The organism is Cucumibacter marinus DSM 18995, assembly GCF_000429865.1.
In the GTDB taxonomy this organism is placed as follows: domain Bacteria; phylum Pseudomonadota; class Alphaproteobacteria; order Rhizobiales; family Devosiaceae; genus Cucumibacter; species Cucumibacter marinus.
In genome coordinates this window covers 88,583-107,794 of record NZ_KE386979.1, presented here as the reverse complement: position 1 = coordinate 107,794, position 19,212 = coordinate 88,583, and the positions used below count along the sequence as shown (strand labels likewise).

Annotated in this window: 18 protein-coding genes; 6 read left to right on the top strand and 12 right to left on the bottom strand. The window is 63.4% G+C overall.

The genetic code is table 11. The features are described 5' to 3' along the window. Positions 1-8 precede the first annotated feature (8 nt). The 3 genes from prfA to G489_RS0116095 all read right to left on the bottom strand — a co-directional run bounded on the left by prfA (position 9) and on the right by G489_RS0116095 (position 4,779). Entirely contained in the window at positions 9-1,088 is a 1,080-nt protein-coding gene (gene prfA / locus G489_RS0116105) for a peptide chain release factor 1 (RefSeq protein ID WP_029042388.1), read from the bottom strand. Positions 1,089-1,190: 102 nt separating this feature from the next. Beyond that, entirely contained in the window at positions 1,191-3,458 is a 2,268-nt protein-coding gene (ptsP, locus tag G489_RS0116100) for a phosphoenolpyruvate--protein phosphotransferase (RefSeq protein ID WP_029042387.1), read from the bottom strand. Positions 3,459-3,513: 55 nt separating this feature from the next. After that, the gene (locus G489_RS0116095) at positions 3,514-4,779 is read right to left on the bottom strand and encodes an aspartate kinase (protein WP_029042386.1); all 1,266 of its coding nucleotides are present in this window, start codon (positions 4,777-4,779) and stop codon (positions 3,514-3,516) included. 205 nt (positions 4,780-4,984) lie between these two features. On the opposite strand from G489_RS0116095, the gene ubiG reads away from it, so the two are divergent. The 3 genes from ubiG (at position 4,985) to G489_RS0116080 (ending at position 7,091) form a co-directional block, all read left to right on the top strand. Then, entirely contained in the window at positions 4,985-5,728 is a 744-nt protein-coding gene (gene ubiG / locus G489_RS0116090; RefSeq protein ID WP_407059837.1) for a bifunctional 2-polyprenyl-6-hydroxyphenol methylase/3-demethylubiquinol 3-O-methyltransferase UbiG, read from the top strand. A gap of 95 nt (positions 5,729-5,823) precedes the next feature. Next, positions 5,824-6,525, top strand: a complete 702-nt coding sequence (locus G489_RS0116085; RefSeq protein WP_029042384.1) for a VIT1/CCC1 transporter family protein — start codon at positions 5,824-5,826, stop codon at positions 6,523-6,525. Between the two features lie 140 nt (positions 6,526-6,665). Further along, the gene (locus G489_RS0116080) at positions 6,666-7,091 is read left to right on the top strand and encodes a hypothetical protein (protein WP_155889422.1); all 426 of its coding nucleotides are present in this window, start codon (positions 6,666-6,668) and stop codon (positions 7,089-7,091) included. Between the two features lie 516 nt (positions 7,092-7,607). Here G489_RS0116080 and G489_RS0116075 read toward each other — a convergent pair. The 4 genes from G489_RS0116075 to G489_RS21075 form a co-directional block, all read right to left on the bottom strand. Beyond that, complete coding sequence (locus G489_RS0116075) at positions 7,608-8,060, bottom strand: DUF1178 family protein (RefSeq protein ID WP_029042382.1); 453 nt, start codon at positions 8,058-8,060, stop codon at positions 7,608-7,610. Between the two features lie 24 nt (positions 8,061-8,084). Next, positions 8,085-8,921: a carbon-nitrogen hydrolase family protein gene (locus tag G489_RS0116070; protein WP_245578944.1), complete on the bottom strand. Its 837-nt coding sequence runs from the start codon at positions 8,919-8,921 to the stop codon at positions 8,085-8,087. 11 nt (positions 8,922-8,932) lie between these two features. Next, complete coding sequence (gene grxC, locus G489_RS0116065) at positions 8,933-9,214, bottom strand: glutaredoxin 3 (protein ID WP_029042380.1); 282 nt, start codon at positions 9,212-9,214, stop codon at positions 8,933-8,935. A 106-nt stretch (positions 9,215-9,320) separates the two neighbouring features. Beyond that, entirely contained in the window at positions 9,321-10,058 is a 738-nt protein-coding gene (locus G489_RS21075) for a ComF family protein (RefSeq protein WP_245578943.1), read from the bottom strand. A gap of 168 nt (positions 10,059-10,226) precedes the next feature. Between G489_RS21075 and G489_RS0116055 the strand changes: the two genes are divergently transcribed. After that, positions 10,227-11,084, top strand: coding sequence for a malonyl-ACP O-methyltransferase BioC (locus G489_RS0116055; RefSeq protein WP_029042379.1), 858 nt, complete (start codon positions 10,227-10,229; stop codon positions 11,082-11,084). Between the two features lie 9 nt (positions 11,085-11,093). Here the strand turns inward: G489_RS0116055 and G489_RS0116050 are convergent, their stop codons facing one another. The 5 genes from G489_RS0116050 to G489_RS0116030 form a co-directional block, all read right to left on the bottom strand. Beyond that, on the bottom strand, positions 11,094-11,288 hold the full coding sequence (locus tag G489_RS0116050; protein ID WP_029042378.1) for a Flp family type IVb pilin: 195 nt from the start codon (positions 11,286-11,288) through the stop codon (positions 11,094-11,096). Between the two features lie 17 nt (positions 11,289-11,305). Next, on the bottom strand, positions 11,306-11,704 hold the full coding sequence (mutT, locus tag G489_RS0116045; protein WP_029042377.1) for an 8-oxo-dGTP diphosphatase MutT: 399 nt from the start codon (positions 11,702-11,704) through the stop codon (positions 11,306-11,308). After that, on the bottom strand, positions 11,701-12,453 hold the full coding sequence (locus G489_RS0116040) for a GNAT family N-acetyltransferase (RefSeq protein WP_455423266.1): 753 nt from the start codon (positions 12,451-12,453) through the stop codon (positions 11,701-11,703). Before G489_RS0116040 ends, mutT begins: the two co-directional genes overlap by 4 nt. Before the next feature lie 29 nt (positions 12,454-12,482). Next, positions 12,483-13,727, bottom strand: a complete 1,245-nt coding sequence (gene argJ / locus G489_RS0116035; RefSeq protein ID WP_035873197.1) for a bifunctional glutamate N-acetyltransferase/amino-acid acetyltransferase ArgJ — start codon at positions 13,725-13,727, stop codon at positions 12,483-12,485. A 572-nt stretch (positions 13,728-14,299) separates the two neighbouring features. Continuing rightward, positions 14,300-15,211, bottom strand: coding sequence for a peptidylprolyl isomerase (locus G489_RS0116030; RefSeq protein WP_051332738.1), 912 nt, complete (start codon positions 15,209-15,211; stop codon positions 14,300-14,302). A 223-nt stretch (positions 15,212-15,434) separates the two neighbouring features. Here G489_RS0116030 and secA point away from each other — a divergent pair, with 223 nt between their 5' ends. Both secA and G489_RS0116020 read left to right on the top strand, forming a co-directional pair. Beyond that, a complete protein-coding gene (gene secA / locus G489_RS0116025) occupies positions 15,435-18,182 on the top strand; it encodes a preprotein translocase subunit SecA (protein WP_029042373.1) in 2,748 nt (915 codons plus the stop codon). A gap of 249 nt (positions 18,183-18,431) precedes the next feature. Next, positions 18,432-18,830, top strand: a complete 399-nt coding sequence (locus G489_RS0116020) for a hypothetical protein (protein WP_029042372.1) — start codon at positions 18,432-18,434, stop codon at positions 18,828-18,830. The last annotated feature ends 382 nt before the right edge of the window (positions 18,831-19,212 follow it).

The following is a 19,212-nucleotide window of genomic DNA, read 5'->3' as shown; positions in this document are numbered from 1 at the left end:
CTGCCGGCTTACGCGTCCTCGTCGAGAGCGGCGAGCTTGGCCGCCTGATCCTCGGTGATCAACGCGTCGATGATCTCGTCAAGCGCTTCACCGGCGATCACCTTGTCGAGCTTGTACAACGTCAGGTTGATGCGGTGATCGGTGACCCGCCCTTGCGGAAAATTATAGGTGCGGATGCGCTCGGACCGGTCGCCCGACCCGACCATGCCCTTGCGGGCTTCGGCGCGGGCACTGTCGCGCTCGACCTTCTGCATTTCGAACAGGCGCGCCCGCAGGACCTTCATCGCGGTGGCGCGGTTCTGGTGCTGGGATTTCTCCGAGGCGGTCACCACGGTGCCTGTCGGGATATGGGTGATGCGTACCGCCGAATCGGTAGTGTTCACATGCTGCCCGCCGGCGCCCGAGGCACGCATGGTGTCGATGCGCAGATCCTCGGGGCGGATTTCGATATCGATGTCCTCGACTTCCGGCAAAACGGCAACCGTTGCCGCCGAAGTGTGGATCCGCCCGCCCGATTCGGTCTCGGGCACACGCTGAACCCGGTGAACCCCCGATTCATACTTCATCCGGGCATAGACCCCGGTGCCAGCGATCTGCGCGGTGATTTCCTTATAACCACCGACATCGCCCTCGCTGGCCTCGAGGATGCTCATCTTCCAGCCGGCCAGTTCGGCGTGGCGCTGATACATGCGGAACAGATCCCCTGCGAACAGCGCCGCCTCGTCTCCGCCGGTGCCGCCGCGGATTTCGAGAATCGCCGAACGGTTGTCATCGGCGTCCTTGGGCAGCAGCAGCAGCCTGATTTCGTGGGTCAGCCCTTCGATGGTCTCGCGCAGCTCGTCGCGTTCCTCATAGGCAAGATCGACCAGCTCCTGATCGCCCCCCGCCTCGATGATCTCGAGCGTGCCCTGGAGTTCAGCGTCGGCACGACGATAGGCGCGGATCTTCTCGACCACCGGCTGAAGCTCGGCATATTCCTTGGACAGCCGCACAAAGGTTTCCGGATCCGGATTGGCCGCCAGATCGCTTTCCAGCGAGACGAATTTCTTCTCGAGAGCCTCCAGCTTGTCAGCCGGTAGTTGCGCCATCTGATGTCCTCTTAGGGGTTGGGCCCGGATTAACGAAGGCGAACCGCATGCGCCCGGGCGCCGGACAATCCGGCACGGGCCCGGTTCATAGCCGGAATTGCGCTAGACCGGCAATGCCTGGCGCGCCGCCAGTTCCTTGATGAGATCGCGCATCGACAGGAACGGATCTTCATTGCCGAGCGCGGCCAGCACTTCCTCGCGGATCGGAGCGAGATTGACCGCCCGCACCAGCTCCTTGATCGGGCCGATTGAAGACGCCGCCATCGACAGCCGGGTAATGCCGATGGCCATCAGCGCCAGCGCCTCGACCGGATGCCCGGCCAGCTCCCCGCACATGGTGAGGGGCTTGCCGTGGTTTTCCGCCGCCTCCGCGATCAGCCGCAGTGCCCTCAGGCGCGGCAGGGCGATGGGGTCATAGCTGCGCGACACCCGCGGATTGGTGCGGTCCGCTGCAGTCAGAAACTGAACCAGATCGTTCGAACCGATCGAGATGAAATCGCTCATCGGCAGCAATCTGTCGAGCTCGAACAGAAGCGAAGGCACCTCGATCATCGCCCCGATCTGGATGCTTTCAGGCGGGGTCTGCCCGTTGCGGACGAGCCGCTCATGCTCTTTTTCGATCACATTCTTGGCCTGCCGGAACTCGAGCGATTCGGTGACCATCGGCACCAGGATCTTGAGCGGCTTGGCCTCGGCCGCCTGCAGCAAGGCCCTGACCTGGGTCCGCAACAGGCCTTGCCGGTCGAGCGCCAGCCGCAAGGAGCGCCAGCCCATCGCGGGATTCTGTTCCGCGGCCGAGCGGATATAGGGCACGACCTTGTCGCCGCCGATATCGAGCAGGCGGAAAACGATCGGCTTGTCGCCGCATGCCGCGATCGCTTCCTTGTACAGCTCGACCTGTTCGCCGAGCCTTGGCAGCTTCGAGGCGATCATGAATTGCAGTTCGGTCCGGAACAGCCCGACCCCGTCGGCCCCGGTCTCCTCGAGCGCATCGAGATCGGCGATCAGGCCCGAATTGTGGAACAGCGCAATTTCCTGCCCGTCCTTGGTGATGGAAGGCTTGTCCCTGAGCGCCGCGAACCGTGCCTGGCGCTTGGCCGAAAGCCGCACCTTGTCGGCATAGGTCGCCTCGACATCGGGGGGCGGACGAAGCTGCACGGTGCCGGTTGTTGCATCGACGATGATGTCGTCCCCGGTCTCCGACAGCGAGACGATGTTGTCGACCTGCCCGACCGCCACAAGGCCCAGCGAGCGCGCGACAATGGCCACATGCGAGGTATTGCCGCCTTCTTCGAGCACCACGCCGCGCAGCCGCGAGCGGTCATATTCGAGCAGTTCCGCCGGCCCCATATTCCGGGCGACAAGAACCGCATTGTCCGGCAGTTCCCGCGCCCCGAACACCTTGAGGTCCCCAGTCAGCACCCGCAGCAGCCGGTTGGCGAGATCATCGAGATCGTGCAACCGGTCGCGGATATAGGGGTCGGACTGGCGCTGCATGCGGGCGCGGGTGTCGTTCTGCACCCTTTCAACCGCAGCTTCCGCGGTCAGCCCGGCGGCCACCGCCTCGCGCATGCGCCGGACCCAGCCCCGGTCATAGGCAAACATCCGGTAGCTCTCGAGAATATCCCGATGCTCGGATTTCATCTGCATGTCGCCATGATTGAACATGTCGTCGATCGAGACACGCAAAGTGCGAATGGCGCGTTCGAGCCGTTCGGATTCGGCGTCCGTGTCCTCGGCGACGAAATTGGTAACGACCACACGCGGGTCGTGCAGTACCACCTGCCCGAGCGCAATGCCTTCGGACAGCACCTGCCCCTCGATCATGCGCGGGCGGCGCAATTCGATATCGGAGCCCGGCTTGATCAGATTGTCGAATTCGGCGGTCGAGACCATCTCCGCCAGCAAGGTGGCGACGGTCAGCAAAACCTCGGTTTCGTCCTCGCGATAGACCCGTGTCTCCGCGTTCTGGACAACCAGCACACCGAGGATCTGCCCGGCCCGCAAAACCGGCACACCGAGAAACGCCACATAGGGGTCTTCCCCGGTTTCCGGGCGATAGGCAAAGGCAGGATGGCTCGGAGCATCTGACAGAGACAGCGGCTCGGCCTCGGCCGCGATCCGCCCGACAAGGCCTTCGCCCAGCCGCAGCGAAGTCATGTGCACCGCTTCGGATTTGAGGCCGTGGGTTGCGAACAGTTCCAGCGCGCCGTCGTCACGCAGGACATAGAACGAGCACACATCGGCCCGCATGTTGTCCGCGATCAGTTTAACGATCTTGTCGAGCCGATCCTGTGCACCCATGGCGTCCGCCATGGTCTGCCGCAGTTCGCGCAGCAAGCCGCGCGGTCCGGCAACCGTTATCGCCATGTTGTTCGGCAGCTTGGTCCGCCGCCCCTCCCCGGATCGGCCCGGTCGATCCCGCTCAGGCCTGTTGGCTATCGAGACCGTAATAAGTGTGCAGTGCCCTCACCGCAAGGTCGGCGAACTCTTCATCGATCAGAACCGAGGTCTTGATTTCCGAAGTCGTGATCAGCTGGATGTTGATTCCATTGTCCGCCAGCGCCCGGAACATCGAGGACGCAACGCCCGCATGCGAGCGCATGCCGACCCCGATCACCGAGACCTTGGCGCCACCCTTGGAGCCCGACAACTCGTCATATTCGAGCCCCTTGGCGTTTTCGAGCACGCGGCTCGCCTTGTCGAATTCGCTGTCCGGCACGGTGAAGGTAATGTCGGTGGACAACCCGTCTTCGGAAATATTCTGCACGATCATGTCGACAACGATCTGTTCGTCGGCCAGCGCGCCGAACACGGCGGCGGCGACGCCGGGATGATCCTTGACCCCGCGCAGCGTGACCTTGGCTTCCGCCTTGGCGCAGGTAACCCCCGAAACGATCTGCTTTTCCACGATCTCATCCTCATCGCAAACGAGCGTGCCCGGGCCCGCCCAATCCTTGCCGCCGCCCGATGCCGGCACGCCGTCCGGGTCATCGAAGCTCGAACGCACTGACAACCGGACCTTCTTGGCCATCGCCAGTTCGACCGAACGGGTTTGTAGCACCTTGGCCCCCAATGAGGCCATTTCGAGCATTTCCTCGAAGCTCACCTTGTCGAGCCGAGCCGCCTGCGGCACCACCCGCGGATCGGCGGTATAGACCCCGTCGACATCGGTATAGATATCGCAGCGATCGGCTTCGACCGCCGCCGCCACCGCGACGGCAGACGTATCCGAGCCGCCGCGCCCGAGCGTGGTGATCCGGCCCTGCGGCGAGATCCCCTGGAATCCGGTGATCACGCAGACCTGCCCGTCGCCCATGCGATCGTTGAGGGTGCGCGCATTGATCGAGGTGATCCGCGCCGCGCCGTGCACGTCATTGGTCAGGATCGGCACCTGCCAGCCGGCAAAGGAGCGTGCCGGCACCCCCATATCCTGCAAGACAATGGCCATCAGCCCGGCGGTGACCTGTTCGCCCGAGGCGACGACGGCGTCATATTCGCGTGCATCGTGCAGCGGCGAGGCTTCGCGGGTCCAACCCACAAGCTCATTGGTCTTGCCGGCCATGGCCGAAACGACGACGCAAATCTGGTGGCCGGCATCGGCCTCCCGTTTGACGTGACGAGCCGCGTGTCTGATGCGCTCGATATCGGCGACGGAGGTCCCGCCGAACTTCATCACGATCCTGGCCATAGGACAGAGGCTTCCCAATTGCGCAGCCTGCAGACCGTTGGCGCAAGGCGACCATTGCTGCGGCGGCTCCCAATGCCACATTCACCGCGCGCGTTCAACACTCACGCGCGGCCCCCGCACATCTGCCGCAGCCCAACCCGCTTGACTTGACCGCGCCTGATGGCCGAACCATACCCGCGTTCTTTGCCCGATGAGCCAGGTCACCATGTCCGACACCACGATCAACCCCGCCGAAATCGACCGTTTCAACGCCATGGCCGACGAGTGGTGGGACCCCACGGGCAAGTTCAGGCCACTGCACAAATTCAATCCCGTGCGCCTCGCCTATATCCGCGAAAAGGTCATCGGCCATTTCGGGCTCGACGGGCTCGCCCGCGAACCCTTCAAGGGTCTCTCCATTCTCGATGTCGGCTGTGGCGGAGGGCTCCTGTGCGAGCCCATGGCACGGCTCGGCGCGACGGTCACCGGCATCGATCCCGGCGACAAGAACGTCAAGATCGCCGCGCTCCATGCCGAGCGTTCGGGGCTTGAGATCGACTATCGCGCCGTGACGGCCGAGAGCCTTGTCGAAAAGGGCGAGCAGTTCGACGTCGTCCTCAATATGGAAGTCGTCGAGCACGTTGCCGATGTCGATCTGTACCTTTCGAGCTGCGCCAAATTGGTCAAGCCCGGCGGGCTGATGTTCGTTGCCACCATCAACCGCACAGCCCGCGCTTTCGCACTCGCCATTGTCGGGGCCGAATATGTGCTGAAATGGTTGCCCCGCGGCACGCACCAATACTCGAAATTCGTCACCCCCGAAGAGATCACCTCGGTCCTCAAGCGCTCGAAAATGACCATCGCCGACCGCTGCGGTGTCTCCTATGCCCCGCTCGAGGACCGCTGGCGCAAATCCCGCGACATGGGCGTCAACTACATGATCCTCGCCGCCAAGCCCCGCGGCAACTGAGGCGCCAGAGCACCGGTTGATCAAGGTCAAGGCACAACAGCGCCCGACCCGTTGGAATGGACTGAAGGCGATCCCCGCCGTGATGAGGTCCGTCCGTGAGCCGTCTGCATACCCATACCGAACGCCACCAGGTTTCAAGGATCGGCTGGTTGCGCGCTGCCGTTCTCGGCGCCAATGACGGCATCGTCTCGACCGCCAGTCTGATTATCGGGGTGGCCGCCGCAGCCTCGGGCCGCAGCGAAGTGTTGATCGCGGGCATTGCCGGTCTGGTGGCGGGTGCCATGTCGATGGCCGCCGGCGAATATGTGTCCGTAAGTTCCCAGTCAGACGCCGAAAACGCAGACCTGGCCCGCGAGCGGGCAGAACTCGAAACCCAGCCGGAGTTCGAACATCAGGAGCTGACGCAAATCTATGTGGAACGCGGCCTCGATCCCGAGCTTGCCGATCAGGTCGCAACCCAGCTCGCCAGGCACGACAATCTGGGCACCCATGCGCGCGACGAACTCGGCATTTCCGAAATCACCGCTGCGCGCCCGGTTCTGGCTGCCGTCGCCTCGGCGCTGGCTTTTGCGGTTGGCGCAGCGCTCCCCCTCGGCGTCGCAATTCTCACCCCTGTCTCCGCGCTGGTCATCACCACGGCGTTGGCATCGCTCGTCTTTCTCGCCGCTCTGGGCATGGTCGGCGCGGCGGCGGGCGGCGCACCGGTTCTCAAACCGACGCTGCGGGTCACCTTCTGGGGCGCCGCCGCCATGATCCTGTCGGCCGCCATCGGCGCGCTGTTCGGGACTGTGGTTTGATCTCAGTTGGAGATGAGGTCCCGATTCAGGCCCGGACCGCATGGCGAATGGAGCGGACTGGTTCGGGACCCTCTGCCGGGATAGGATCAACCCGTTATTGTCGCCAACTGTACTGTACTTGAATGGCAAGGGCCGCTTCGATGTCTAACGCAAATGTCGACGGTTCCCAATCGGCTCCAACAAGAGCTTTGATGTTGGTTTTCTTTCTTGTCGTCGCACCATTCGCGATATCCCAAGACAGCGGCGACTCCTTGCATCAGCAGATGCATGCCGCAATCCGTAGTTCTGACCGCGGTTTTGAATTTCCGACGGAGCTCGTAGAAAAGCATGTCCGTATCGGAATGCCGCGAGACTCCGTGAGATGGTTCATGCGAATTTCCGGCTACCGCCTTCAAGAAATCGGAAATGATGTGGGCGGGGAGCTCAGTCCACGGCAGCAAAACATAGACTCTTTTGTTCGCACCGACGGGTTCTTGTTTGCAACTGTTTACCACATCAACGTGGGTTATCTCGATGGTCGGGTCGATGGTGTATTCGCGAGAGTTGCAGCAAGACCATTTTTGTAGTCGTCATTGCATCACAGCTGAGGGAATTGAGAACCTCAGCAACAGCCGTCACCCCGGCGAAGGCCGGGGTCCAGTAACCAATGAGTTTATAAGCAGAACAAGTGCCGGTTTCACGCCGCGAGCCCCGGGGGTACTGGTTTCCGGCTTTCGCCGGAATAACGGGAGTGTGCGGGGCAGGGCCTGAACCCGATCTCCGACCTCATCCTGAGCTTGTCGAAGGATGGGCCGCCCGGTTTGTCCATTCCGCCCTCGCCCTTCGACAAGCTCAGGGTGAGGGCCTCAGCCAAACCCCAGCCGTCATTCCCGTGAAAACGGGAATCCAGCGGCGGATGTTTCACAGGAGGGATGGCCGCGATTGAAACGCTCTCGCGCCACCAGTGCCGGGTTCCAGCTCAGTTGGATTCCCGCCTCCGCGGGAATGACAATGAGATTCTGGCTTGTGCCACTCCACAACGTACCGTCACCACCCGGCTTGTCCGGGTGGTCCAGATCAGCTTCGGCAAGCCTCAACAGGCCTCAGTTATGCTCTTCGGGGAGATTGGGCAGCGGCATGAACTCGATGCCGTCTTCGAGAAGGCTCGAGACCTCCTCATTGGTGGCCTCGCCATAGATGCCGCGGGCTTCCGCTTCCTGCAGATGGATCTTGCGCGCTTCGTCGGCAAAACGGTCGCCGACATACTCGGCTTCGCTCGTCAGCTTCTGGCGCAGCTTGCGGATTTCTTCGCGGATCTTGGCCTGTTCCGGATGCCCGGACGAAAGCGCCACGCGCTCGGTCTTTTCCTCGCTGCGCAGTTCGGCTTCCTTCGACGCCGCAACCGCCGGCGCCATCAGCGCCTTGTGAATGTCGGCGGAGCCGCAGATCGGGCATTCGAGCGTACCCTGCCGCGCCTGCTCCTCATAGGCTGCCGCGGAGCGGAACCAGCCTTCAAATCCATGTTCGTTCTCGCACACAAGCGCGTACTGAATCACGTCGAGGGTCCTCGTGTTTGCCCTTCAGGATGACAGATCGTGGTTAACGGATAGCGAAAAGCCCCGCATGTTCGCAAGGCTCGGCACGCGCTGGCGCGTCTCGGCGACCACTTCGGGGTCCATATCCGCCACAATCACGTCTTCGCCGTCTATCGCACTTTCGGCCAATACCCGCCCCCAGGGATCGATGATCATCGAATGCCCATAGGTGTTGCGACCATTCTCATGCGTGCCGGCCTGCGCGGCGGCCACCACATAGGCGCCATTCTCGATCGCCCGCGCCCGCAACAGCACCGACCAGTGGGCTTCGCCCGTCGGCACGGTGAAGGCGGAGGGAATGGCGAACAGATCGGCACCCGCTGCCGCCATGCGCGAATAGAGCCCGGCAAAACGCACATCATAGCAGATGCTCATACCGAGCCGCGCTTCGGGGAGGCGCAGCACCACGGCTTCATCGCCCGCGCGATAGGTCGCGCTTTCGCCATAGGCGTCGTCCCCGGCGATATCGGCATCGAACAGGTGAATCTTGTCATACTGGCCGACAATCCGCCCGTCCGGTCCGAACAGGATTGAGCGATTGGCGAACCGCCCGCCTTCGACCGGCACCGCCATCGAGCCGAGATGGAAAAAGATCGAGCGCGCCCGCGCCAGCGCGGCGAGGCGCTTTTGCGCAGCGGCAACCGCTTCGGCGGTGTTCTCGGCTTTGAGGGTTTCGCGGTTCTCCGCAAAGCTGACCGACATCTCCGGGCTCAGCACATAGCGCGCCCCGGCCTCGACCGCGCGTTCGGTCAGCGCCTCGAGCCGGTCGAGATTGGCGCCGGACGACACGCCGGCAGTCATTTGAAGGGCAGCTAGGCGCAAGAGCTTCTCCGTCAGTCCCAGGGATTGGCGCTGGCCCCGCCGGCCAGAAGACCGTCGAGCGCGCCGCGTCGTTCAAGCGCCGCCATGTCGTCGAAACCGCCGACATGCAGATCATCGATGAAAATCTGGGGCACGGTGAACCGGCCCTGTGCACGGGACGTCATGCGCTGACGGCCCTCGGGATCGCCATCCACGGAGATCTCAGTGAATTCGATCTTCTTGCTCGAAAGAAGGTCCTTGGCGGCCATGCAATAGGGGCAGGCCATAGTGGTATAGATCTCGACTTTCGCCATTTCTCACTCTCCACGCTGTTCCCCTATACGGGGTTGCGCGATGGCCGGTCAATTTACTCCCGGTTAATCATCAGCCATTCGCGGGGGAACTGGTGGAAAAATGGGGTCAGTCCCCTTGCCGGACAACCCGGGCGAGGGAAATGACGTCAATGTGATCGACCCCGGCCCGCCTCAGCGCCCGGGCGGCTGCATTGGCCGTGGCCCCGGTGGTGACGACATCGTCGACCAGCACAACCCGCCTGCCTCCGAGCCTTTCGAGCAGCCGCGGCGACACCGCGAATGCCCCGGCGACATTGCGCGCCCGCGCATCGCCTGACAACCCGACCTGCTGGCGGGTATGGCGCACCCGCCGCAACCCGCCGCCCATCGCCGCAAGCCCGGTGCGCCGGCCGATCTCGCGCGCCAGCAGCACCGACTGGTTGAACCGGCGCATGGCCTGACGGCGCCAGTGCAGCGGTACCGGCATCAGCACCGGCGCCTCGCCCCAGAACTCGTGCCCGGCCTGGGCCATCAGCCGCCCGCACAAGGTTGCGAGGTCCGTGCGGTCCCCATATTTGAGCTGTGCCACGAGCGCCCGGGCGAGATCGTTATAGACCAGCGCCGCCCGCGACCGGTCGAATACCGGCGGGTCGGCAATGGCTTCGGCGCTCAACGCACCGGGGCCCAGTTCGATGGCAAAAGGAATGCCGAGCCGGGGACACATCGGCGCGCTGATGAAGCGCAATTGCCCCCAGCATGACGGACACAGCGCATCGGGCTCCGCCAGCGGTGCGCCACAAACCCCGCAGCCCGGTGGAAAGGCGAAATCGGCTGCCCGGCCACCCACTAGGCGCGCACTCCGCACCAACCTTGCCTTGAGCCCATGTTGCCAAGGACGGCGCATCGCATCGCCTTCGGTTTTGACTTCCGTCTCGCCCCTGTTCATAACCGCGACCATAATCCGGCGCTTCGGCCGGCAAATGCGCAATTCCCGCAGTGCTGCGGCAATTCCAACGCCGATCAGGATGATCCCGTGACTGCCACCCCGCCCAGACTTTTCGACCGCGACCTGATGGCCTGGCGTCTCAAGCAGGCCGCGGCGGAGGCCGATTTCGTCACCGAACTGGCGGTCAACGACCTGATGGACCGGCTGGCCCCGATCAAGCGGCGTTTCGAAAAGGCCCTGGTCATGGCGCCCCGCGCAGAAGGGCTGCCCAAGACCGCCGCCACCGCGGACGGCCCGATCAGTTTCGAGACGGCGGCCACCCTGGCCCCCGGCACGGCCCGGCAGGTTGACCCCGAAGCACTCGACCTCGGCGCAACCGATTACGATCTCATCGTTTCGCTGTTCGACCTTTCAACCGTCAACGACGTGCCAGGCTTTCTGGTGCGGTTACGGCAGCATTTGCGGCCAGACGGGCTGTTGATCGCGGCCACGCTGGGCGGCAATTCGCTCACCGAGCTGCGTCGCGCCTGGCTGGCGGCGGATGCCGAAACCGTCGGCGGCGCCGCGCCCCGCATTGCGCCGATGATCGAGGTCAGGGATGCTGGCGCCCTTCTCCAGCGGGCAGGCTTTGCCCTGCCGGTCACCGATGTCGAAACCCATCGGGTGCGCTATGCCGATCCGATCGCACTGATGCGGGAGCTGAAATCGCTGGGCGCGGCCAATCCCCTCGCCGAACGGCCAAAGGGCCTTGTGACCCCCAACCGGCTGGTCGCCGCGGCCCGGCACTATGCCGAGATCGCCGGAGACCCGGACGGCCGCGTCGGTGCAACGCTTGAAATCATCTGGATGTCGGGATGGGCACCGGACGAAAGCCAGCAGAAACCGCTGGCGCCGGGCAGTGCCAAGGCGTCGCTCAGAGACGTGCTGGGCGACAAATCGGATTAGGGGCCGAAATCAGATCTTGTCGGCGGCGCCGTCGATCTGGTCGCCCGCGCCGGTGCCGAACAGGGCCACGAGCCCTTCACCGGCAGCCGAGAAGGCCACGATACACCCCACCGCGATCAGGGCCGCCAGCAGACCGTATTCGATCAGGCTCGCACCGCTGTCTTCCCGTGCAAACCGCTTGACCAGTTTGATGCCATTGCGCATGGCCTGTCCTTTCACCCTCAGAGCAGATCGCAAAGCGTGGCGATCAACGGCTCATCTGCCGGAGGCATGGGATAGTCGCGAAGATCGCGCGGACGGACCCATTTGAGGGCCTGATGCTCGATGGCGCGTGGCGTCCCCTGCCAGCGGCGGCAGACGAAGACTGGCATCAGAAGGTGAAATTTTTCGTAAGAAAACGAGGCAAAGCTAAGCGGCGCAAGGCAGGCATTCTGGGTCGAAACGCCCAATTCTTCCTCAAGTTCGCGGATGATCGCCGCCTCGGGTGTCTCGCCCGGCTCGATCTTGCCGCCAGGGAACTCCCACAGCCCGCCCATCGCCTTCTCCTCGGGCCGCTGGGCGATCAACACGCGCCTGTCGGCATCGACCAGCGCGCAAGCGGCCACCAGAACCAGATTCATGCCGAGACGCCCTCCCCGGGCAGACGATAATGATAGTCATAGCGCGGTTCGAAACCGAGCGCTGTGTAAAGCCCGATGGCCGGTTCGTTGCCCGCAACCACCTGGATCGCGGCATGGTCCGCGCCCTGTTCTTTCGCCCAGTCGAGCGCGGCCACCATCACCTGACGTCCAAGGCCCTGCCCGCGCAAAGGGCCGGCCACCACCACATTGACGAAAATCGCGATCCCGCCCGAGACGGTGGCGAGCGCGGCAGCGACCGGCGCACCGTCACGCCAGACCAGAAGGCCCGAAGCCGCACACGGGATCTGGGTCAACACCGCGCCAAGACTGTCGCGGGTCTGATTGTCATAGCCCGCCAGCGCGGCTTGCGCTTCGAGCCAGGCCGGGTCGGCAGGCGGGTGCAGCGTCACCTTTTCGCTGACAGCGCCCGTCGCGCCGGTCATCTCCGGGTTCACCAGATTCATGGCCAGAACATGCGAGGTTTCGATCCGCACCCAGCCCCGGGCATCGAGAACCGCCGAGACGGCAGGGCTGGCAAGCGGGGTAACCCGGAACACGGGCGCAATCCCGTGCCGGGTTGAAAGGGCGGTCAGCCGGTCGAGGCGCTTGTCGATATCCGCATCGTCATTCGGGTCGAGCGCATTGATCGAATTGGCCCGCTTGGTGTAGCCGCGCGCCCAGCGCCAGACCCAGGACCGGTCATGCACGACCCTGAGCGCCGGCCAGCCCGTCAGGGCCGCCGCCTCAATGTCGAGAATGCCTGGCAGTAAAGACCCGCTCAGCTTCTGTAGTCTCCGTTGATCGAGATATAGCCATGGGTCAGATCGCAGGTATAGGCGGTGAACTGCCCGTCCCCGAGCCCCAATTCGACCCCGATCTCGAGCTCTTCGCCCTTCATGTATTCGCTGGCGACCGCCTCGTCATAATCTTCGGCGCGCTCCCCGTCGCGGGCCAGCACATGCGGGCCGAAGCGTATGGTGAGCCGGTCACGGTCGGCCGGCTCGCCGGCCTTGCCGACAGCCATCACCACCCGGCCCCAATTGGCGTCTTCCCCCGCAATCGCGGTCTTGACGAGCGGCGAATTGGCAATCGCCTTGGCGATCACGGCGGCGCTGGTGTCCGATTGCGCGCCCGAAACGGTGATGGCGACGAACTTGCTCGCCCCTTCCCCGTCGCGCACGATCTGCATGGCGAGGTCGAACAGCACCTCATGCAGCGCCTCCCCGAACAGCGCCGCGCGCGGATCCGTCGGCGCCTCGATGGCGGCCAGGCCCTTGTCCGCCGCCTTGCCGGTCGCAAAGGCGAGGCAGGTATCCGAGGTGGATGTGTCGCTATCGACCGTCACCGCGTTGAAGCTCGTGCCGACCCGGCTCGACAGCAGCGCCTGCAAAACAGGCGCGGCTACCGGCGCATCGGTGAAGATGAAACCGAGCATGGTTGCCATATCCGGTGCGATCATGCCCGATCCCTTGGCGATACCGGCAATGCTCACCTCGACGCCATCGAGAGTGAGCGTGCGGAATGCCTGTTTGGGAAAGGTATCGGTGGTCATGATCGCCTTGGCGGCATCGATCCACGGGCCTTCCGCCATGCGTCCCGCCGTCTCCTCGAGCACACCCGAGAACTTCTCGGCCGGCAGCGGCTCCCCGATCACCCCGGTTGAGGCCAGCATGATCTCCGAGGTCGCACAGCCAAGCGCCTTGGCCGCGATATCCGCGGTCAGCTCGACCGCCACCTTGCCCTTCTTGCCGGTGAAGGCATTGGCATTGCCCGAATTGACCACCAACCCGCGCACCCGGCCACCACCGATATGCGCCTTGCACCAGTCAACCGGCGCCGAAGCGCATTTCGATTGGGTGAAGACGCCCGCAACCTGCGTACCCGCGGCGAATTCGGCCAGCAGCACATCGGTTCGGCCCTTATATTTAAGCCCGGCCTGGGCGGTCGCGAACCTGACCCCGTCAATCGCGGGCAGCTCGGGCTGGGATTTCGGGGCAAGCGGCGAAACGGCAAGCGTTTTCATGATGATTCCCTGAGGGCAAGACAGTGCATTCCGGTTTGCAACAAGCCGCAACGCTGCGCAAGGGGGCGTAAGGGGGCGCGTCAGTCGGCTTGAGGTGTTTGATCCATTCGCGCCGCCCTCGCCCTTCGTGGTTTGACGAGCTCAGGGTGAGGGTGTGGGTAGCTCTTGGCACTGCGCATCTCCACCCACCTCGTCACCCTCGGACTTGATCCGAGGGTCCATGAGGCGCCGCAGGGTGTGCTGCGGTCGTGAACGATCCATACCGTTTGCCGAATGGCACCTCATCATGGATTCTCGGGTCAAGCCCGAGAATGACGAGGGAGATTGTGGCAGCGCACTCGCTTCAGTCTCAAACCTCATCCTGAGCCCGTCGAAGGATGGGCCACTCGGGCCACCTTCGCCCTTCGTGGTTCGACGAGCTCACCATGAGGGCTCAGGGTGAGGGCTTGAGGGCTGCAACCTCCCGGGCGGCCCCGGATGCCTTTTGCCTCGCACCCGGCACCGAATGAAGAGCCGGCCCGCAAAAAAGGGCGGCCCAAGGACCGCCCTTCAAATCATCAATGGCGAAGCGGTTATTCCGCCGCTTCTTCGCCCTCAGCCGCAGTGTCTTCCGCACCCACAATCTCGATCGTGGTTTCAGACCGCAGCTGGCCGACGATCTCCTCGAATTTCTCGTAGAGCATCTGCTGGCGCAGGCCCTGCTCGACTTCCTCGAACGCAGGCGGGGCGGACTCTTTCTTGTCTTCGAGCTTGATCACGTGCCAGCCGAACTGGGTCTCGACCGGTTCGGAGATCTGGCCCGGCTCGAGCGCAAACGCGGCTTCTGCGAATGGCGGCACCATGCGGTCCTTGGTGAAATAGCCGAGGTCACCGCCATTCGGGCCGGTGGGGCCGGTCGACTTTTCCTTGGCCAGCTCGGCGAAATCGCGCCCGGCCTCGAGTTCGGCGATCACCGCCTTCGCATCATCCTCGCTGCCCAGAAGAATATGGCGGGCCCTTACTTCCTGTTCCGGCTCGAAGCCCTGAACGAATTCGTCATAGGCGGCCTGCACATCCTCGTCGGTCACCGAGGTCTGGATCACCTGCTCGAGATAGGCACGCCGCAGCGCCCGCTCCTCGAGATAGTCCTTGCGGGCCTGGTAGGCCTCGGTCTGGTCCATCTCGGCCTCGCGGGCCGCGCGGGCCATCACCTTCATATCGATGAGCATGTTGAGCAGGAAATCCCGCTGCTGGGCCGGCGGCATATTGGCGAGCTGAGAGCCCATTTCCTCGATCGCGAAGCGGAAATCGTCTTCGGTCACCACGTCCTCGCCAACCCGGGCAAGCACGGTCGGGCCGGTCTCGGCGGCAGCGCCGTCCTCCTGAGCCAGGGCAGGAACGCTCGCCACAAGCGGCGCGGCTCCGGCAAGGCCGGCAGCCACCATCAGCGCGGCCAGCGTCTGTCGGGCCCCCGGGCGGGTGCGGCGGAAAGTCTTGCGCGTCATATCAAAGTTCCCTGAAATCTGGTGTTGCGGCCCCAAGCGCGGGCAGGTTTGCGTCATTTGCGTGCCGTTGACAAGCCATGCCGCCACACTTACATCTGCCCACGCCGTGCAATGGACAGGGGCGGTTATCTGCCGCAAAAGAGCCCGAAACATGGCACATGCCGGCCCTTGCGGCCAAGCCCGGGGCCGCTCCGGCTCCCGTTGAATTCAGGGAATACTAGGAATGGCAATAGGCACCTTCGCCCGAAAGCTTTTCGGTTCGGCCAATGATCGCCGGATCAAGCGGTACCAGCCGAAAGTCGACGCCATCAATGCTCTCGAGCCCGAGCTCGAAGCCCTGAGTGACGAAGAATTGAAGGCCCGTACGGCCGAATTCAAGAAACAATACGCCGAAGGCAAGCATCTCGACGATCTGCTCGTCCCCGCCTTCGCCACCGTCCGCGAGGCCGCCAAGCGAACGCTGGGTCAGCGCCACTACGATGTGCAGCTGATCGGCGGCATGGTGCTCAACGACAATTCCATCGCCGAAATGCGCACCGGTGAAGGCAAGACCCTGGTCTCCACCCTCGCCGCTTATCTCAACGCGCTCACCGGCAAAGGTGTCCACATCATCACGGTGAACGACTATCTGGCGCATCGTGACGCCGAGTGGATGGGCCAGATCTACCGGTTCTTGGGCATGACCGTGGGCACCGTGCTGCACGAAAGCTCGGACCTCGACCGCCGCTCTGCCTATGGCTCCGACATTACCTATGGCACCAACAACCAGTTCGGTTTCGACTATCTGCGCGACAATATGAAGTATTCGCGCCAGGACATGGTCCAGCGCGGCCATATCTTCGCCATCGTCGACGAAGTGGACTCGATCCTGGTCGACGAAGCGCGCACGCCGCTGATCATTTCCGGCCCCGCCGAAGACCGCTCGGACCTCTACGAGCAGATCGACACCTATATCCCCGCCCTGACCGATGCCGATTACGAGATCGACGAAAAGCAGCGCGCGGTGACCTTCACCGACGAAGGCGTCGAAAAGATCGAGGAAATGCTCGAAAAGGACGGGCTGCTGAAAGGCGGCGCGCTCTATGACACCGAGAACGTCTCGGTCGTGCACCACCTCAATTCGGCCCTGCGCGCTCACAAGCTGTTCACCCGCGACAAGGACTATATCGTCCGCAACGACGAAGTGGTGATCATCGACGAGTTCACCGGCCGCATGATGCCGGGCCGCCGCTATTCGGAAGGACTGCACCAGGCCATCGAGGCCAAGGAGCACGTCAAGATCCAGCCTGAAAACCAGACCATGGCGTCGATCACCTTCCAGAATTATTTCAGGCTCTACGACAAGCTGTCGGGCATGACCGGCACCGCCTCGACCGAAGCTGAAGAATTTGCCGACATCTACAAGCTCGATGTCGTCACCATCCCGACCAACCGCCCCGTCGCCCGTAAGGACGAGGAAGACGAGGTCTATCGCTCGGTCGCGGAGAAATACAATGCTCTGGCCGAAGACGTGCTCGAATGCCAGGAGCGCGGACAGCCGGTGCTGGTGGGCACCACCTCGATCGAGAAATCCGAGGTGCTGGCGGACCTTTTGACCAAGAAAAAGGTCAAGAACATCAAGGTGCTCAACGCCCGCCACCACGAGCAGGAAGCCCAGATCATCGCCGATGCGGGCGTACCCGGCGCGGTGACCATCGCCACCAACATGGCCGGCCGCGGGACCGACATTCAGCTCGGCGGCAATCTCGAAATGCGGGTCGAGACCGAATGCGAGGGTCTTGAAGGCGAAGCCCGCGACAAGAAGATCGCCGACATCAAGGCCCAGATCGCTGCCGACGCCGAAAAGGCAAAGGCCGCCGGCGGGCTTTATGTGATCGGCACCGAGCGGCATGAATCCCGCCGCATCGACAATCAGCTGCGCGGCCGTTCAGGCCGTCAGGGCGACCCCGGCCGCTCGAAATTCTACGTGTCGCTTCAGGACGACCTGATGCGCATCTTCACCCCCGATCGCATGGAAGCCACGCTGACCAAGCTCGGGCTCGAAGAAGGCGAAGCCATTGCCCACCCCTGGGTGACAAAGGCACTCGAACGTGCCCAGGCCAAGGTCGAGGCGCGCAACTTCGATATCCGCAAGAACATCCTCAAATTCGATGATGTGATGAACGATCAGCGCAAGGTGATCTTCGAACAGCGTCTCGAATTGATGGACGACGACAATGTCGCCGACACCCTCAAGGACATGCGCATCGACCTCGTCGAAAAGGTCGTACGCGACGCCATCCCGCCGCGCTCCTATCCCGAACAATGGAATGCGGAGGGCCTCGCGCAGGCCACCAAGCAGTTCTTCAATGTCGAACCCCCGATCAAGGAATGGTTCGAGGAGGAGGGCGTTGATGAAGAAGCCATTTCCGAACGCCTTTTGAAGCTCGTCGACGAAGCTGCGGCAGCCCGGCTCGCCCAATTCGGCCCCGAGGTGATGGCCTATGTCGAAAAGAACATCCTCCTGCAGTCGCTCGACCGGCTGTGGCGCGAACACCTGATCACCCTCGATCACCTGCAAAAGGTCATCGGCTGGCGTGGTATTGCCCAGCGCGACCCGCTCAACGAATACAAGCAGGAAGCCTACACCTTGTTCGAAGGGCTGCTCGAACAGCTCCGCGAAGTGGTGACGACCCTGTTCTTCCATACCAATATCGAGGTGCGGCCCCGCGAACCCGAGACACCGGATCCCGGCGAGCTCGAGGCCCGGCACAACGATCCGCAGACCGGCCGAAACCAGGTGCGCCCCCGCGCGCTGGCCACCGCTGGCGCTGCCGGTGGTGCCGAAGCGGCGGCCATGGCCAATGGCGCCGGCGCCGCGGCCGACACACTCGATCCGCAGGATCCCTCGACCTGGGGCAAGGTTCGGCGCAACGCGCCCTGCCCGTGCGGTTCGGGCAAGAAGTACAAGCACTGCCACGGCGCCTTCTAGCCGCCTGCGCCCGCTTGCAGGCAAATCGGCCCGTATCGCCCCGCGATGCGGGCTTTTTCATGCATCATGGATACCGGTTTTGAACCGCTTGATTCCATTTGAAATTAAGCTGCGCTTAGGCATTTGGTTTAACCAATACTGAAAATATCCGGTTCGTTTTGACACACTTCGGCAATGGATTGGCCATCCCGGTGTTATAATGCGGGACAGGGAAAGGATTCCCGGACGAGACCTGACGAGGACAGTCAGATGGCGACCGACGGCTTGGGCGCGGTCAAAACGGACTATCTGTTTACCGGCGCCATTCAACGCATAGAAAAGATCCAGGCAGCGAGCGTGGAAACCGCCAGGCCTGTGCAGCCTGTTGCGCCTGGAGCAGAACCCCACACAGAACGCAAGCAACGCTTTGTCGAGCGGCCGCCTTCGCCCGAACGATATGGCGATGGCGACGGGGCGCCGGCCCCGCCGATCGAAGGGGTCGATACCGAGCCTGAGGAGGGCTTGCGCATCCCCACGGACGAGAATTTGCCCGAACGGGTGAACGCGTTCCCCGATTCGCGCTTTGCAGCCCAGCTTGATGTGCAGGCAACCGGGCAGGGAATTCTGCAAGCGGCAGCACCGGACTCCGCGTCCCGCAAGGCCACCTGAAGCCCTGAATATTCAGGCCGGCCCCGCGCCCCTCCCTGGCACGGGACGTTTCTGGCCCCCGGCAAATCGACCGGGGGCGCTTCTTTGCAAACTGTGATATGGTCCGGCATCCAAATCATGAGCCGGAGCCCTATGAACCGATCTCCAAACGACCGGACACACGCTAGTGGGCGGGAAACGCCCGTTACACCGAAACACCGAATCGGGCTCAAAAAGCCCGCCAAACAACCCGTGCCCGGCGCCGCGCCGGTCAAGGGTACCAATCCCGATCCGCAAGCGCCTGAAGCCGACGATACCCCGGCCGGCGCGTATCAGGAGAACTTTGTCTCTCCAAGGCCTTAACCTCGGCCCGGCCCCCCGTTAAGGTCGGCGCGTCTTTGAA